Below are 16584 nucleotides of genomic sequence, written 5' to 3' on the forward strand. Positions count from 1 at the left end.
TGGACACGGTCGCTGATACTGTTGAAAGACCACCGTGACTGCAAGCCTTTCGCCACCACACTGGACACAGTTTACATGGACAGTTGTGGTATCGCTATTTACATAATACTTATTATCAGACTTGCAATTGATAGCGGGCGGGAGCTTAGTTGCTCCACCTATCGAAGGACCGGATGAACACGATGGCGATCGGCGTAACCACCCCCAATCTTGAACGTCTGCTCGGCATAATGGCGCGCTTGCGTGATCCGCAGCACGGCTGCGAATGGGATTGCGCGCAGACTTTTTCGACCATTGCACCTTACACGATTGAGGAAGTTTACGAAGTCGATGATGCGATCGCTCGGGACGACATGCCAGCGTTGAAGGAAGAACTTGGCGACCTTCTGCTCCAGGTGGTGTTTCATGCAAGGATGGCTGAGGAACTCGGCCTCTTCTCTTTTGACCACGTGGCAGCAGCAATTTCGGACAAGATGGAAGCGCGCCATCCGCATGTGTTCGGTAACGAAAGCGATGAAGGCCAATCGCGGGAGGATCGCTGGGAAAGCGCCAAAGCGGCCGAACGCGAAGCTAAGGGAGCACAAAGCGCATTGGATGGCGTTGCTCGTTCATTGCCTGGGTTGATGCGTGCTGAGAAGCTGCAAACGCGTGCAGCCCGGCAAGGCTTCGACTGGCCGGATGCAGATGGCGCTGCAGCAAAGGTTTTTGAAGAAATTGATGAACTTCGCGAAGCTTCTTCAGAAGATGAGCGCATGGAAGAAGCGGGCGATTTGCTGTTCGCGGTGGTGAACCTGGTCCGCAAGAGTGGCGTTGCGCCCGAAGACGCACTTCGGGCGGCGAATGCCAAGTTCGAGCGGCGCTTCCGCGGCATGGAAGCGCGCGCGCAGGGTCAGTTTGCCATGCTTTCGTTAGATCAACAGGAAGCGCTGTGGCAGGAGGTCAAGCAGTCAGAGCGGTAAATCGGCCCAATTCGCGCTGCGTAAGACGAACCTTTATGCGCATCGCGGGTTCACTTTCGGCACCATCAATCTGATTTTCTTCAAGAATGTCACCATGCGCATGGAGCCAAGCCAGACGTTGTCCATCTGACAGCGGCACGGTGAACTCAAGCGTTTGCGCTCCACCGGTTAACATCTTGCCAAGTTGGTCGAGCAAGACATCAATGCCCTCACCCGTCAGCGCCGAGATGGGAACCACCGGAACGTCGGTAATCTTGGCTGCGATGAGATCGTGCCGCATAGCCTGTTCATCGGCGGTCAGCATGTCCCACTTGTTCCATGCCTCGATTACCGGGACAGTGGGCTCGCCCTCCCCGTTGACGCCGAGATCCGCTAAAATCTGTTCAACTTCGGTCTTCTGGTCCGCCGAGGCCGGATTGGCGACGTCGCGGACGTGGACGATCAGATCGGCTGCAGTCACTTCTTCCAGCGTGGCACGAAACGCCGCGACGAGTTGGGTGGGCAGATCGGAGATGAAGCCGACGGTATCGGACAGGATCGCCTTATCCACGCCGGGAAGCCGGATCGCACGCATGGTGGGATCGAGCGTGGCGAAGAGTAGGTCTTCGGCCATCACATCGGCGCCGGTCAGGCGATTGAAGAGCGTCGACTTTCCGGCGTTGGTGTAGCCGACCAGAGCGATTATCGGCCACGGCGCACGCTGGCGGCGTTCACGGTGGAGGCCGCGTGTGCGGCGCACTTGTTCGAGTTCCTTGCGCAGCCGGGACATGCGGCCACGTATCTGGCGGCGGTCCGCCTCGATCTGGGTTTCGCCAGGGCCGCCGAGAAAGCCGAAGCCCCCGCGCTGCCGCTCAAGGTGGGTCCATGAGCGTACAAGGCGGCCAGCTTGGTAATCAAGATGCGCGAGTTCGACTTGCAGGCGACCTTCAGCCGTCGCTGCGCGTTCGCCGAAGATTTCAAGGATCAGGCCCGTGCGGTCGATGACCTTGCGCTTGAGTTTGTCCTCAAGATTGCGCTGCTGGATCGCCGAGAGTGCGCCATCAACAATCACCAGTTCGGCATCCGACTGGTTGCAAGCTACCGCGATTCGCTCGACCTGACCTTCGCCGAACAGTGTGGCCGGGCGAACGGCGCGGATGGGCAGGATGAACGCGTCTACAACCTCGATGCCGATGGCATGGGCAAGGCCCTGCCCTTCATCAAGCCGAGCTTCTGCATCTACCCCAAGACCCCCTCCCCGCTGTTTGATATCGGGGAGGACGACGACGGCGCGAGCACCACGGGTGACTTCACCGGCTATGTCGCCGGTATTATTGCCAAATTCAAAAGTACTCAGGAATCCTCACCATCCCAGTCGCCGGTGAGATCAACGTGGCCGGCAGGCTGAATTGTAGAAACAGCGTGCTTGTAGGCGAGTTGGACATAGCCCTCTCGCTCAAGCAGCATACAGAAAAGATCATAGGACGCGACACGGCCCTGCAGCATCACACCATTGACCAGAAACATCGTGACCTGCACGGCAGCATCACGCACGCTGGACAGGAACACTTCCTGCAACAGTCGGGCCTTCTTGCCATTTTCTTCACCGCCGGACTGGAAGTGTGCAACCGACAATTGCTGTGCGGGCATGATCGTGGAGATCGCGTGCTTGTAAACCAGTTGTGATTGGCCATCGCGGCGCAGCAGGATCGAGAAGTTATCGAACCACGTGACGATGCCCTGAAGCTTGACGCCCTTCACGAGGAACATCGTGACTGGAATCTTGTTTTTGCGCAAGTGGTTGAGGAACAGGTCCTGAAGGTTCTGCCCCTTCCCGCCGGTTGGGCCGGTTACAGGCGCGGCAGCTTCTGCAACGGGAGCAGGTTCGGCCTTTGCTCGCGGACGTGCGGTTAACGTTTTGCCGGTCATTTCACGTGACTCCATTTTCTATTGGCTCAGCCCGTTGGTGGGCCTTCGCGATCTGGCCTTAGTGCAAAAGCATTCTGGCCGGGTTAGTTGACGAGTTTATGTCCCTGCGGCTCTCCCGTAAACATGGGAAATTGCAACAAGTTCCGCCTTAATGCGTATTCACGAAGCGAAATGCAAGACCAAGGCTGCCGTCAGTCTTCATCGTCGTCATCCCGTCGTTCAGCCATACCCAAGAGCTTGAGTTTACGGTGGAGTGCCGAACGCTCCATGCCAATGAAGCTGGCGGTCTTGGAGATATTGCCCGAAAACCGGCGAATTTGGACCTTAAGGTACTCGCGCTCAAAGTTCTCACGCGCCTCACGCAGGGGCACGCCCATCAATGTGGAGCCGCCCGAATCACCGCCTATGGGGGTGGCCACGATTTCCGAAGGCAACAAATCGGAATCGATGCGTGCAAGCCGATCCCGTGGCGCAAGAATCACGGTGCGCTCCACGACATTGCGAAGCTGGCGCACGTTCCCGGGCCAATCATAGCTCTGCATTGCCGCCATTGCCTCAGGCGAAACAGCCGGCGGTGTAACGCCCTGTTCGTTGGCACAACGGGCAAAGAAGTGGTCGACAAGCGCCGGGATGTCATCCCTACGTTCAATCAGGGAGGGAATGGCAACGGGTACGACGTTGAGCCGGTAGTAAAGGTCTTCGCGAAAGCGGCGTTCGGCGATTTCCTTTTCGAGGGGACGGGATGAGGAGGAGACGACCCGCACATCGACGCGCAACTGGCGGTGCCCGCCGACACGGACGAAGGACTGCTCCGTTAGAACCCGGAGAATTCGGGCCTGGCTGGACGGTGGCATGTCCGAGACCTCGTCAAGGAAGAGCGTGCCTCCATCGGCCATTTCGAGCAGCCCTGCCCTCACCAGCTTGCCGTCCACTTCCTCGCCGAACAGTTCCTGTTCAAAGCGTTCAGGCGTGATGCGCGCGGAATTGACTGTGACGAATGCGTTCTGCGCGCGGGGGCTCCACGAATGAAGCAGGCGCGCTGCGACCTCTTTGCCCGATCCGGCAGGGCCGGTGATGAGCAGACGACTACCGGTGTTTGCCACGCGCTTGAGCGTTGCGCGTACTTGATTGATCGCAGAACTGTTGCCGGTAAATTCCTCTGCCATGGCAAAACCTTGGCGAAGGCGTTGGTTTTCGCGGCGCAGCCGCTCAGTTTCCGTGGCGCGTTCAACCAGCAGAAGCAGGCGTTCGGCTTCGAACGGTTTTTCGAGGAAATCCATTGCGCCGCGCCCGATGGCAGAGACGGCGGTGTCGATGTTTCCGTGGCCCGAGAAGATGATAACCGGCAGCTCAGGCTCACGCCGTTTGATCTCGTCAAGCACTTCGAGGCCGTCCATCGGGCTTCCGTGGAGCCAGACGTCGAGCAAGACGAGGCTGGGACGGCGTTCGTCTATCGCCGCAAGGGCCGATGTGCTGTCTGCAGCAAGGCGGCAGCCGTAGCCTTCGTCGGAGAGAACGCCAGCGACGAGTTCGCGGATGTCGCGTTCGTCGTCCACGATGAGGATATCGAGTGCCATGTTGGGGTCCTGTCAGTCCTGTTCAGCGTGTGCAGGTGAGGTAGTGAGGGGATCGCGTGCAAACCGCATGGTGACGCGGGTGCCGCCACCCGGTTCTGGCGTGAAGGCCATCTCGCCGCCGTGTTCTTCGACGATCTTGTGAACGATGGCGAGGCCGAGGCCGGTGCCCTTTTCACGCGTGGTCATGTAGGGTTCAAGAATGCGGTCCCGCTCGGCTGGAAGGCCGATGCCATTGTCGGTGACGCTGACGGTAACAGTCTGGTGATCGCCTGCGAGGGTGACAGCGATGCGTCCACGATAATCCACATCTGCTAGCTTGGCGCGCATTTCGATTGCTTCAACCGCATTTTTGAGAACGTTGGTCATGACCTGGCCGAACTGGTGGCGATCACATTGCACAGGCATAGAAGGTTCATTGCAAGCGAAGCTGAAATCAACGTTGGCGTGGGCCACTTCTTGCAGGAACAACGACTGGCGCACGAGGTCACTGGCATCCTCGGCCCGGAATACCGGCTTGGGCAGGCGAGCGAACGAGGAGAATTCATCGACCATTTTGCGCAAGTCGCCCACCTGCCGGATGATCGTGTTCGTCAGTTCTTCGAACAGTTCTGGGTCATTCTCGATTTGACGTCCGTAGCGGCGCTTCAAACGTTCGGTAGCGAGTTGGATCGGCGTGAGCGGATTCTTGATTTCGTGTGCGATGCGGCGGGCAACGTCTGACCATGCAGCACGGCGTTGATCGAGCAATTGGCGGGTGATGTCTTCAAACGTGATGACGTGCCCATTGCTGTCCTCGGCCACGCGCACCGCCAGCGTGCGAAGGTCACCGTCAAGCGGGTGCTGAATGACGTTGTTGGGCTGGCCCGAAGCGACGAGTTGAGAAAAAACGGGCGAGAGTTCGTCCAGTGGACGGCCAATCGGGCTTGGTGCATCGGAGGGCACAAGAACGCGCTGGGCCGAGGAATTGATCAGTTGCACTGCCCCGTCGCGCCCGATCGAGATGATTCCGGCGGTGATGGATTCGAGCACGGCCTCAATAAAGGCGCGGCGCACCTCAAGCTGGGCATTGGCAGTAACCAGCGCTTGCGTCTGGCCTTCCAACTGTTGCGTCATGCGGTTGAACGCGCGTGCAAGCAGGCCGACTTCATCGGTACCGCTGCTTTGTGCAACGCGCATGGCGAAGTTGCCGCTGCCTATGGTGCGAGCGGCTGAAACGAGTTCGGCCAAAGGAGCAACTTGCCGGTCAGCAAAGCGCAGTGCAGCCCAGACGGCGACGGCGACCAGTGCAAGACTGACCGCGAAAAGCAGGACATTGAAGCGCAGTTGCAGCGCCCGGGCGCGCGTTGTCAGCATGTCGTAGGATTTAAGAACGGTCTGCGCACGTTCCCACTGTTCAAGCGCGAGCGCGTTCGAGGTTCTGGCGGCGTAAAGATAGATGCCGCGCTGCTTGTCTACCGGGGTGATCGCCTCGATCCGTTCGGCAGAAGCATTTACTACGACCATTTCGCCTGAATCCAGGCGCTTCAGATCCTGATTGGTGACGCGTTGCTGGCGTTCACTCTTTTCAGGGTCGACGATGGCAGCCGTGCGCAACGAGCCATCGGGCATACGCTCAAGAATGGCTGACTCGTTCATCTTGCGGCCGAGCACCTGATAGGAATAGCCCTCAGCGAATTCGGTAGACGTAATCGGAGCCTGATTGAGATAGTCGCGAATGTCGCCTGCCATGGCGATCGTTTCGTTGCCAACATCGCGCAGCTTATCTTCGTAATAACCACGCGCGAGTTGGTTCGCGTTTTCCAGCATACCGCGCGAATTGTCGGAGAACCAAAACTCCACGCCCGACTGGAACAGCAGCGATGCGAAAACAACGACCAGCAGCGTCGGGATCGCCGCGATCAGCGAGAACAGCCAGACGAGGCGAACGTGGAGGCGTCCGCTTGACCCTAGGAGGCTTTTGGTAGCGCGCCGAATTGCGAGACGGCGACCGCCGAGCACGAGCAATGCCATGGCTGGAACAAGTGTGCCGATGAGCAGGCTCGACGTCAGACGTGAGGGCAATATCTGGCCGTCAGAGCTGGCGCCCGTCAACGTCAGCCAGCTGACGGATAGCATCAGGGCTAGTATGGTCGTTGCGGCAACTTCAAGCAGGAAGAAGACGTTTGCGCGACGCAGGCTTAGGAGCGCGCGGCGATACCAGCGCGGCATTCGGCGGATGGAGACTTTGCCGGCCTGTTGCATCGTTGCAAGGTAACAACACCACTGTTGCATAAATGCAAGTGGAAACCGACCAACGCCCTACGGCACCGGATGAATTACAAATCCCTAGCCAAGGGCGTGGGATCAGTCTCGTCGCGCAACATCTTCCGGCGAAATTGAAAGGTCTACTAGGCGCTTTCGCAAGGTGTTCCGGTTGATGCCGAGTATTTGCGCAGCGCGGAGTTGGTTGCCTCCGGTCTGCGCGAGGACGTTGAGAAATAGTGGTCGTTCAAAAGCGGCCAGCGCAGTGTCATAGACGGTGCCGGGCGTAAGGGCGTTGTCGGCAATCCAATGATCTACCGCCGCCGCCAGATCGGACGGATCGCCTGCAGGGCCTTCGACAGATCCGTGGGTGCTGGCGCCTTCTGCCTGGGCAAGCAAGGGTTCGATCGTTGCCGCATCGACCAGTTCGTCACGGGCCAGCAAGGCGAGACGATAAATGAAGTTGCGCAGTTCCCGCACGTTGCCGCGCCAAGGCTGACGAGCGAGCAATTCCGCTCCCGCTTGGGTCAACTGACGGCGTGGCAAGCCTTCAGCGGCAGCACGAACCAAAAAATGGCGGGAAAGGGCTTCGATATCGTCGGCCCGTTCGCGCAAAGGCGGCAACTCGATCGGGACGACGGCAAGGCGATAGTATAGGTCTTCGCGAAACGTACCGGCAGCGATCATCGGCAAGAGGTCGCGATTGGTGGCGGCAACGATCCGGCAATCGAGGGTAATCTCGTCTCGCCCGCCGACCCGGCGGATCCGGCCTGATTGCAATGCCCGCAGCAGACGGGTCTGTGCCTGCATCGGCATGTCGCCAATTTCATCAAGGAACAGTGTGCCTCCACTGGCCTGCTCGAATTTGCCGATGGAGCGGGCAACTGCGCCTGTGAACGCGCCTTTTTCGTGCCCGAACAGTTCGCTTTCAATCAGTTCGCCGGGGATTGCTGCGGTGTTTACAGCGATGAAAGGGCCTGCGCGACGATTGCCAAGCTGATGGATTGCTTCTGCCACCAGTTCTTTGCCCGTGCCGGATTCACCAAGGATCAGGACCGTCAGATCGTTGCGCAGAACACGCGTAATCATGCGGTAGACCGCCTGCATCGCCGTGCTGCGCCCGACCAGTGGCAACCCTTCCGGCACGTCCTGCGGCAAATCTGGTTCCGCTGCTTCAGCCATGCCGATGGCCTGGGTGACAGTGCGAACCAGTTCTTCCAGATCGAATGGTTTGGGGAAGTATTCGAAGGCGCCGGTGTCGCTTGCGCGGACAGCCGTATCGAGTGTGTTTTGCGCTGAAAGAATGATAATTGGCAGCGACGGATGAGCCTCGCGCACCGGGCCGAGCGTTTCGATGCCATCGCCGTCGGTGAGCATGACGTCTGTCAGCAGCAAGCGATAGTCAGCCCCTGCAAGGAAGCGGTCACGACCGGCGACAGAATCGCAGCGGTCGACTTCAAACCCTTCGGCTTCGAGTGCGGCGGTGATGACAAGAGCGATCGAAGCATCGTCCTCGACCAACAGAATGCGCTTGCTCATGGCTGCACCGATCCGGCGACGGGCAGGTGAATTCGGAAATGGGTCAGGCCCTGCGTTTCGTCGCGGTCATGCGTGATGCGGCCATTCATTTCACGCACAAGCTTTTGGACCAACGCAAGGCCAAGGCCCTGCCCGTTTTTTTTGGCTGTGACAAAGGGTTCAAAGATGTGATCGCGCAGCTTGGGATCGATTCCCGGACCATTGTCTGAGACCCGCAGTTCAATCGGCAAACGCAACGGCTTCCCGCCAGGCCCGGCGTGCAGTTGGATACCGCTGGCAAAGCGGGTGCGCACCGAGATCTTGGGGGCAGCTTCGTGCTGGCACGCCTCTCGCGCATTGCTCATCAGGTTAAGCAGGACTTGCACTAGCGAATCTGGGTTGGCCATGATTGGCGGAAGCGACGGGTCGAACGCCTCCTCGATTATCGCTGCGGGATGTGCCGCCGTGAGCACGGCCTGCGCACGACGCACCGCTTCATGAAGGTTGCATTGTTGAGCAGGCTCCGCGCTGCGACGCGAGAGCGACTGCATCTGGTCTATCAGCTTTGCAATGCGATCCACTTCGGCCGTAATGAGGCCGGTCATCGCGCGGTCGCTTTCGGACAACTTGCGGTCGAGCAACTGCGCTGCGCCGCGTATGCCTGCCAGCGGGTTCTTGATTTCATGCGCGAGCACTTCCGGCGCACGCAAGGCAATGCCCTCTCCGCCCCCCGCGCCGCTGCCATCACCGGTCAACGCCTCGACGCCGACGCCTTCATGAAGCATCAGCAATTGCCAGCCCGGACAATGTGTGACCGGGCTGGTCATCACATCGAACCGACGGGGTGGCTGTCCCATGATGCGCACACGAACGCCGCGCGCGAAAAGCTGTGCCTCGCCATCGGCAAGCCGACCGAGGATCAGCGGTTCTTCGAAATCGAACAGTTCGGCGACCGATTTGCCGACGAGGCGGCGGTAGCTTTGCCCCATAAGCTGCTCGGCTGCCGGATTGACCGTCGCTACGATCAGATCCGGGTCGAGTTGCAGGAGTGCAAGCGGCAGACTGGCGACAACGCGCTTGGGTTCAGGTTTTTGCCCGGGTTCGGAACGGCGCCAGTCGGGGAGCGCGATCATGCGGCGGCGCGCTGGCCGGTGGCTTCTGCGGCGGCAAGTTGGTGCTCAATCGCACGGCCATAGAAGTCGGCGAGACTGGCCAGAACAGCCTTAGGATCGTCGATGAAGTTGACCTTGTTGCGGAAATCGGCTGAGCCGTGGAGGCCCTTGGTGTACCAGCCCATGTGCTTGCGCGCCATGTTGACGCCGGTGATTGTGCCGTAATGCTCCTGCATCGCGTGGTAGTGCTCGACGATCAGGGCGTATTGTTCTGGCAGGGTCGGATCAGCGAGACGTTCACCGGTGTTCAGCCAGTGCATGATCTGACCCAACAGCCAAGGGCGGCCATAGGAGCCGCGCCCGATCATCACGCCATCCGCACCGCTTTGCGCGATGGCCGTGGCCACGTCCTCGATCCCGCAAATGTCGCCGTTGACGATAACGGGGATGGACACCGCATCCTTCACGCTGCGCACGAAGGCCCAATCGGCAGTCCCCTTGTACAACTGGTTGCGTGTGCGGCCGTGGACGGTGATCATCTTTGCGCCCAGATCTTCGGCGATGCGTGCGAGTTCCGGCGCGTTGAGGCTGTCGTGGCACCAGCCCATGCGCATCTTGACCGTGACCGGGACATTCACTGCCTTCACCGTCGCTTCGATCAGGCGGGTGGCGAGCGGTATGTCACGCATCAGCGCCGAACCGGCGTCGCCATTGACGACTTTGCGGACCGGGCAGCCCATGTTTATATCGATGATCGCCGCGCCCTTGTCCTCCGAGAGCTTCGCGGCTTCGGCCATCTGGTCAGGCTCGCACCCGACAAGTTGCATCGAGACCGGCTCTTCGATCGGATGCCACGCAGCCTTCTGGATCGACTGGCGCGTTTCGCGGATCGCGGCGGGGCTGGCGATCATCTCGGTCACGTTCAGCCCAGAACCGAAGCGGCGTACGATGGTGCGGAACGGCAAGTCTGATACGCCGGTCATCGGTGCAAGCACGACCGGGCAATCGACGGTGACAGGACCGACCTTGATGGGCTTCAATTGGGGTGGAACGGGGACTTCGGACATGGATCGATAACTGCCTAAAAAACAGGCAGCGCTTAGTCGATTGCAGATGAAACGGCAAGGCTGTTGCTCCCGAAGGCCAAGCGCTGGTAGAGGCGCGGCGAATGAACGCTTCTCAATCTCTCGGGCAAACGCAGATCGCGGCAATTGTTGTCGCTGCGGGCAAAGGGCTGCGGACGGGCGGTGTGTTGCCCAAGCAGTTCGTGATTTGGCGAGGAAAGCCGCTGTTGCGCCACTCGGTTGAGGCGCTGCTGGAGGCAGGGATTGATCCGGTGGTGGTCGCAATCCCTGATGGCTGGGAAGCGGTTGCCGCTGACGCTCTTGCAGGCCTCTCGCCGGTGCGATTCGTGGTGGGCGGGGCGACGCGGCAGGAGTCGGTTCGAGTGGCGCTTGAAGCGTTGGAAGCAGATGCTCCAGCCAAAGTCCTGATCCACGATGCTGCACGCCCTGTACTCCCCCGCGCTGTCATTAATGGCCTGTTAGGTGCGTTGGATGGCGCGTTAGGTGCTGTTCCGGTTTTGCCTGTGGTGGACAGCATGGTGCGCGGGGCTGAAGGCGCAATTCTTCATCCAGTGACGCGCGAGGAGTTGTACCGCGTGCAGACACCGCAGGCGTTTGACTATGCCGCAATCCTTGCCGCACATCGGGCGTGGGCCAGTGCGCCGGAGGCAGGAGATGACGCACAAGTGGCGATGGCGGCGGGTCATGATGTGCTGCTGATCGATGGCGATGAAGCGTTGCGTAAGGTGACATTTGCAGCCGATCTTGAGGAGCAGGCTATGGGCGGTCAGGTCCGCACCGGAATGGGTTTCGATGTTCACCGCCTTGTGGACGGCGAGGAACTGTGGCTGTGCGGCGTAAAAATCCCCCATGACAAAGGGCTTTCGGGCCATTCTGACGCCGACGTCGCCATTCATGCGCTGGTCGATGCCCTGCTCGGCGCTATCGCAGCGGGCGACATTGGCGATCACTTTCCTCCGTCTGACCCGCAGTGGAAGGGTGCTTCTTCCGACAGGTTCCTTGCCCACGCAGCGTCATTGGTGCGCGCGGCCGGTTTCGACATCAGCAACGTCGATGTCACTGTTATCTGCGAGGCTCCCAAGATTGGGCCGCACAAGGCAGTGATGCGCGGCGCGCTTGCGCGGATTCTCGGGATTGACTTGGGCGCTGTCTCGGTCAAGGCGACAACTACCGAGCGCTTGGGGTTGACCGGGCGCGGCGAAGGAATTGCGGCACAGGCGGTGGCAACAGTACATGCCCGTTGACCTTGCAGGAGCTTGAATCACATGACGATTTCGCGATTTGCTTTGGCAGCTTCAGCTGGCCTTACGCTGTTTCAGTCGCAACTGGCGCAAGCTGCAACCACCCCTGCCTCGTGCCTTTCCGAGGCCGAAGTAACGGCGCTGGTAGGCTATGCCCTGCCTGCGGTGATTGGAGGCACGATGAAGAGCTGCAAGCCGCACCTAGCGACCAACGGTTATTTCGCCACGCGTGGGACCGAATTCCTCGGTCGCTACGCCGCGCGAAAGGAAGCCAACTGGCCGATGGCAAAAGCGGCATTTCTGAAATTGGGTTCGACCAAGGACAGTAAGATGGTCGATACCATCGCCAATATGCCGGACGAAGCGGTGCAGCCTTTCGTCGAAGGCATCGTCAGTGAGATGGTCGGTAGTGAAATCAAGCCGACCCAGTGCACCGCAATCGAGCGCGGCGTGCGGCTGCTGTCACCGCTTCCGCCGGAGAACACGGCGGAATTGGTGACGTTCGTGCTGGTGCTTTCGGACAAGCCGAAGCCGGGCAAGACATCTTCATTCCCGATTTGCAAGACGGCGGCCTGATCGCATGGAGAGCCTCCTTCCCCCGGAAATCGGCAATCTTGCACGACGCGTCATCGCAGAAAACGCGGCATTGAACCGCACGATCGCGGTTGCTGAAAGTTGCACTGGCGGGCTGGTTGCAGCTGCATTGACCGAAGTGCCCGGCAGTTCGGCTGTGCTTGACCGGGGGTTTGTTACCTATTCCAACGAAGCCAAGACGGAAATGCTCGGCGTTTCTGAGGATCTGATCGATACGTTTGGCGCAGTTTCCATCGCCGTCGCCTGGTCGATGGCGCAAGGCGCGTTGAAGAAGTCATCTGCTGACGTGGCCGTGGCGATCACGGGTGTTGCCGGGCCAGACGGCGGGTCCGATCAGAAGCCAGTGGGCACGGTGGTGTTCGCCTGTGCCAAGCGCGGGGAAGACCCGGAAGCGACCAACGCCGAACTCAAATTGTTCGACACCGCAACAACGCGGGCCGATGTCCGTTTTCAAGCGACGCTGACGGCACTTGAACTATTGCTGCCGTAAAGCTGTTCGGCGCGCTTTTCAAAAGCGGCGACCATTTTGCGGAATGCTGCATCGAGGTACTGGCCTGCGATTTTTTCAAAGATCGCGTTGCGGAACGTGAAATCCACGCTGAAGCCGATGGTGCATCCACCATCGGCCTTTGGTGTGAAAGTCCAGTCATTCTCCAGCCGTTTCAGCGGACCATCGATATACTCAACCCTGATCTGGCTCGGCCGGGTTTTGAGAACGCGGGAGGTGAATTTCTCCCGCAGCGCGCTGAACCCCACGAGCAGGTCGGCGATCATTTCTTCCTCGCTGTCCGACTTGATGCGCGTACCCACCACCCACGGCAAAAATTCGGCATAGCGCCGCACATCGGCGACCAGATCATACATCTGTTCTGCCGACCATTTCAGGTCACGGTTTTCGACGATCCGGGGCAAGTTCAGCTCTGCGCTGCTGCCTTTTGGGCAACCTTGGCCAATTGCGCTTCGCGGGTGGCGCGCATGGCACGGAAATCATCGCCCGCGTGATAGCTTGAACGGGTCAGCGGCGTGGCGGCAACCTGCAGGAAGCCCTTGGCACGAGCAATCGCACCATAAGCCTCAAATGCCTTGGGCGTGACGAATTCAATCACTTTGGCGTGCTTGGGCGTGGGCTGCAGATACTGGCCCATCGTCAGAAAATCGATCTGGGCCGAACGCATGTCGTCCATTACCTGATGGACTTCGAGGCGTTCCTCACCAAGCCCGAGCATCACACCAGATTTGGTGAAGATGCGCGGGTTGTGGCGCTTTACCTGTTCGAGCAATCGCAATGACGCGTAGTAGCGTGCCCCCGGACGGATCGTGGGGTACAATCGCGGTACGGTTTCGAGGTTGTGATTGTAGACGTCGGGTCCGGCATCGACGATGGCTTCGACTGCGGCTTCCATCTTGTTGCGGAAATCAGGTGTCAGAATCTCGATTGTGGTGTTCGGCGTCAGTTCACGCAACGCCTTGATCACCTTGACGAAATGCCCTGCGCCACCATCGGGAAGATCGTCACGATCAACCGAGGTAATGACAATGTGTTCAAGGCCCATTTTGGATGCAGCTGTGGCTACGTTGATCGGCTCAAGCGGATCAACCGCGCGGGGCATTCCGGTCTTCACGTTGCAGAACGCACAGGCGCGAGTGCAGACATCGCCGAGAATCATCACAGTAGCGTGTTTTTTGGTCCAGCATTCGCCGATGTTGGGGCACGCCGCCTCTTCACACACTGTGTTGAGGCCAAGTTCGCGCATCAGCGCGCGCGTTTCGCCATATCCTTTGCTGGTGGGCGCTTTGACGCGAATCCAATCAGGCTTGCGCTGGCGTTCTGGACGGAGGTTCTGAGCCGGGTCGTTCATTCTGACCAGATAGGCGGTAACCGGTGCTCTTGAAAGACCCTATCGTTACGACCATTAGCTTGAACATGACCCAGACATCACCAGAGCTTAGCCACCTGCTTGCAGGTTACCGTCGCTTCCGCGAAACCGGATGGAACCGACGGCTCGAGCGTTGGCGCGAACTGCGCGAAGGACAGGAGCCACAAGTCATGGTGATCGCCTGTTCCGATAGCCGTGTCGATCCGGCGCAAATTTTCGACGTTGATCCGGGTGAGATCTTTGTAGTGCGCAACGTCGCCGCAATGGTCCCACCGTTCGAGACGACACCCGGCCATCACGGCGTTTCCGCGGCGCTCGAATTTGCCGTTCAGGTGCTGAAAGTAAAGGAAGTCATGGTTATGGGCCACGGCATGTGCGGTGGCTGCAAGGCGGCGTTGACGCACAGCTTGAAGGGCACTGCGCCGGGCGATGGCGGCTTTGTCACCGACTGGATTTCATTGCTTGATGATGTGCGTGAGGAAGTCGTTGCCAAGCACGGAACCGAAGGCCGCGTGGCGGAGCAGGCGATGGAAATGGCGGGTGTTCGGCAGAGCATTGCCAATTTGCGCACTTTTCCTTTCGTGAGCCGCAAGGAAGCAGACGGTGAATTGCAGCTGCGCGGCGCTTTCTTTGCGATCACTGACGGCATTTTGCATGTGCTCGATGATGAAAGCGGAGAGTTCGCCCCAGCCGTGTAAGGATGCAAGCACTTCACCAGCGATGCGAAAAGGGCGGCCCCGGCGGGACCGCCCTTTCTGTTTTTAGCCGACTTTAAAGTATCAGGGACGTGCCTGCGTGGTAGCAAAGGCCGACCACAGGCGAGCAAGGCTGGCGCGCGCACCGGTAACTTGCGCGAAGCTGGCCTTGGCCTCTTCGAACTTGTCCTGATCGACCTGCGCAATACCCAAACGCGTCAGCGCGCGGTCCTTGTCGATCGCGCCCTTTTCGATTGCCATCTTGTACATTTCCTCGGCCTTGGCCGGTTCGTCATACGAGAGGTAAGCGTCTGCCATGGCGAGCGCGCTTTTGCCATCTTTACCCGCGCGGGCTTCCTTGTCGAGCGAAGGGAGCGAGGCCTTGTCCGCCGTGATACGTCCCTTGGCCTGCGACAACGCATCGGCGACGAACGCATCGTTGGCCTTCAACACGCCAGCTTGCACGCCCTTGTTGGCAACCTTCAGCACTTCTCCGGGAAGACGGCGTGGATCGGCAGATTCGATGTATTCGACGTATTCACGTTCGACGTACTTCGGGTCATTCTCGAAACCACCTGAACGCAGCAGCAGCCGTCCAAGATCTACCGATTCCTGACTGGTAAACTGACCAAATTCACGAACAAGTTGGCCAGCACCAAGCCAGTTGAGCGGTGTTGGATCATTCTCGACCATCATCGTTGACCACTCGATGGCTTGCGGCCCGAGCTTGCTCTTGTAGGCAATCAGGTTTGCACGCTTGAACCAGCCTTCAGGAACAACGCCTCCGGCAGCCTTCCGCGCGTCAACAGCGCTTTTCAGAGCGCCGAGCGCCTCTGCATTCTGACCCTGCTGGGCATAGGAATCGGCAAGCAATTCCGCCGCAGTGTCATCTTTGTAGTTGGCAGCGACTACTGCCGTCAGCGCCTTCACTGCCGTCGCATAGTCCTTGTTTGAATAAGCAAAATTGCCAAGGTAGAACTGGTATTCCGTAACGTTCGCAGCAGGCACTTGACCGCTGTCGAGCATATTCTGAATCCCGCGCTGGCGCATTGCAATATTGTCAAGCGTGCCACCGACGCTAACGGCCCAGCCACCGGCGGCCATACGGTCGAGCCGCGTCTTGATTGCCGCTTCTGCTGCAGCAAGTTCAGCCGGTGCATTTGCCAACAGCGCCTTTTGCGCAGCAGCATCTGCACCCTTTTTCTTGGCCTCGTCGAGCGCAGTCATCGTCTTTTGCATGGGGCCGGCGGCAGCCACGAATTCCTTCGAATAGCTGGCCTTTTCGACCTTGGGTTCTTTTTCCTTGGCGGACGCGGCGGTCGCACCGACCGTCAGCGCGCCGGTGGTCAGGGCAATGGCCAGCGCCGTCTTGCCGATCATGCCGCCAGTCAAACGCTTGAAAGTAGCACGCATAGAAATTGTCTCCTGTTCAACCCGATGCGCGCGAGGGGCGACCCTGCCCCGGCCTTGCGCACCCTTGGTCCTCTCACCTGTGGTCGCTTCCGCTAGTGGCGCGGAAATACCCCTTTGGCAACGGTTTGTGCCCTATCCTTGTTGCCGTGAACGCTGATTGAATGGCGCCTCGTCCGAATATTCAGGCAACTTGTCGCACGCGCTCGCAAATGTGGAAAACAGGGCGGGATTGGAGGCTATTCCGGCTGCATTGCTGGCTATCGCCGGGCAATGGGGCTAGGGACTTTGTCCGCCCTTTGTCATTATAACGAAAAGCTGTTCCAGTGAGCGACGACACCACGATCATCGACCCCCCTGCCCCCGC

General features: G+C 59.4%; 15 protein-coding genes. 5 read left to right on the forward strand and 10 right to left on the reverse strand.

The genetic code is table 11. From position 1 onward, the window contains the following. Positions 1 to 182 precede the first annotated feature (182 nt). Positions 183 to 959, forward strand: a complete 777-nt coding sequence (gene mazG / locus B7X90_RS13515; protein WP_292625253.1) for a nucleoside triphosphate pyrophosphohydrolase — start codon at positions 183 to 185, stop codon at positions 957 to 959. Here the strand turns inward: mazG and hflX are convergent. The 7 genes from hflX to dusB form a co-directional block, all read right to left on the reverse strand. Next, the gene (gene hflX / locus B7X90_RS13520; protein WP_292625273.1) at positions 940 to 2295 is read right to left on the reverse strand and encodes a GTPase HflX; all 1356 of its coding nucleotides are present in this window, start codon (positions 2293 to 2295) and stop codon (positions 940 to 942) included. The two genes, mazG and hflX, sit on opposite strands and share 20 nt — an antisense overlap. Next, the gene (hfq, locus tag B7X90_RS13525; protein ID WP_292625255.1) at positions 2292 to 2867 is read right to left on the reverse strand and encodes an RNA chaperone Hfq; all 576 of its coding nucleotides are present in this window, start codon (positions 2865 to 2867) and stop codon (positions 2292 to 2294) included. The genes hflX and hfq overlap by 4 nt, the downstream gene beginning before the upstream one ends. Before the next feature lie 191 nt (positions 2868 to 3058). Further along, positions 3059 to 4444: a sigma-54 dependent transcriptional regulator gene (locus tag B7X90_RS13530; protein WP_292625256.1), complete on the reverse strand. Its 1386-nt coding sequence runs from the start codon at positions 4442 to 4444 to the stop codon at positions 3059 to 3061. 12 nt (positions 4445 to 4456) lie between these two features. Further along, positions 4457 to 6685 carry an ATP-binding protein gene (locus B7X90_RS13535; RefSeq protein ID WP_292625257.1) on the reverse strand — a complete coding sequence of 743 codons (2229 nt, stop codon included), beginning with the start codon at positions 6683 to 6685 and terminating at the stop codon, positions 4457 to 4459. Positions 6686 to 6787: 102 nt separating this feature from the next. Beyond that, the gene (locus tag B7X90_RS13540) at positions 6788 to 8224 is read right to left on the reverse strand and encodes a sigma-54 dependent transcriptional regulator (RefSeq protein ID WP_292625258.1); all 1437 of its coding nucleotides are present in this window, start codon (positions 8222 to 8224) and stop codon (positions 6788 to 6790) included. Further along, a complete protein-coding gene (locus tag B7X90_RS13545; protein ID WP_292625259.1) occupies positions 8221 to 9336 on the reverse strand; it encodes an ATP-binding protein in 1116 nt (371 codons plus the stop codon). Before B7X90_RS13545 ends, B7X90_RS13540 begins: the two co-directional genes overlap by 4 nt. Continuing rightward, positions 9333 to 10382, reverse strand: coding sequence for a tRNA dihydrouridine synthase DusB (gene dusB / locus B7X90_RS13550; RefSeq protein ID WP_292625260.1), 1050 nt, complete (start codon positions 10380 to 10382; stop codon positions 9333 to 9335). The genes B7X90_RS13545 and dusB overlap by 4 nt, the downstream gene beginning before the upstream one ends. Before the next feature lie 101 nt (positions 10383 to 10483). On the opposite strand from dusB, the gene B7X90_RS13555 reads away from it, so the two are divergent. Genes B7X90_RS13555 through B7X90_RS13565 form a run of 3 tightly spaced genes read left to right on the forward strand, consistent with a single transcriptional unit; the run spans position 10484 to position 12725 of the window. Continuing rightward, a complete protein-coding gene (locus B7X90_RS13555) occupies positions 10484 to 11644 on the forward strand; it encodes a bifunctional 2-C-methyl-D-erythritol 4-phosphate cytidylyltransferase/2-C-methyl-D-erythritol 2,4-cyclodiphosphate synthase (RefSeq protein WP_292625262.1) in 1161 nt (386 codons plus the stop codon). 21 nt (positions 11645 to 11665) lie between these two features. Further along, a complete protein-coding gene (locus tag B7X90_RS13560; RefSeq protein ID WP_292625264.1) occupies positions 11666 to 12217 on the forward strand; it encodes a hypothetical protein in 552 nt (183 codons plus the stop codon). A 4-nt stretch (positions 12218 to 12221) separates the two neighbouring features. After that, on the forward strand, positions 12222 to 12725 hold the full coding sequence (locus B7X90_RS13565) for a CinA family protein (protein ID WP_292625266.1): 504 nt from the start codon (positions 12222 to 12224) through the stop codon (positions 12723 to 12725). Here the strand turns inward: B7X90_RS13565 and B7X90_RS13570 are convergent. After that, positions 12686 to 13147, reverse strand: a complete 462-nt coding sequence (locus tag B7X90_RS13570) for a type II toxin-antitoxin system RatA family toxin (RefSeq protein ID WP_292625268.1) — start codon at positions 13145 to 13147, stop codon at positions 12686 to 12688. The two genes, B7X90_RS13565 and B7X90_RS13570, sit on opposite strands and share 40 nt — an antisense overlap. 2 nt (positions 13148 to 13149) lie before the next feature. Then, entirely contained in the window at positions 13150 to 14094 is a 945-nt protein-coding gene (gene lipA, locus B7X90_RS13575) for a lipoyl synthase (protein WP_292625270.1), read from the reverse strand. A 65-nt stretch (positions 14095 to 14159) separates the two neighbouring features. On the opposite strand from lipA, the gene B7X90_RS13580 reads away from it, so the two are divergent. Further along, positions 14160 to 14810 carry a carbonic anhydrase gene (locus B7X90_RS13580; protein WP_292625271.1) on the forward strand — a complete coding sequence of 217 codons (651 nt, stop codon included), beginning with the start codon at positions 14160 to 14162 and terminating at the stop codon, positions 14808 to 14810. A gap of 81 nt (positions 14811 to 14891) precedes the next feature. Here B7X90_RS13580 and B7X90_RS13585 read toward each other — a convergent pair whose 3' ends face one another. Next, entirely contained in the window at positions 14892 to 16220 is a 1329-nt protein-coding gene (locus tag B7X90_RS13585; protein ID WP_292625272.1) for a hypothetical protein, read from the reverse strand. Positions 16221 to 16584 lie beyond the last annotated feature (364 nt).

Origin of the sequence: Novosphingobium sp. 17-62-19 (assembly GCF_002256775.1) — a bacterium.
Classification (GTDB): domain Bacteria; phylum Pseudomonadota; class Alphaproteobacteria; order Sphingomonadales; family Sphingomonadaceae; genus Novosphingobium.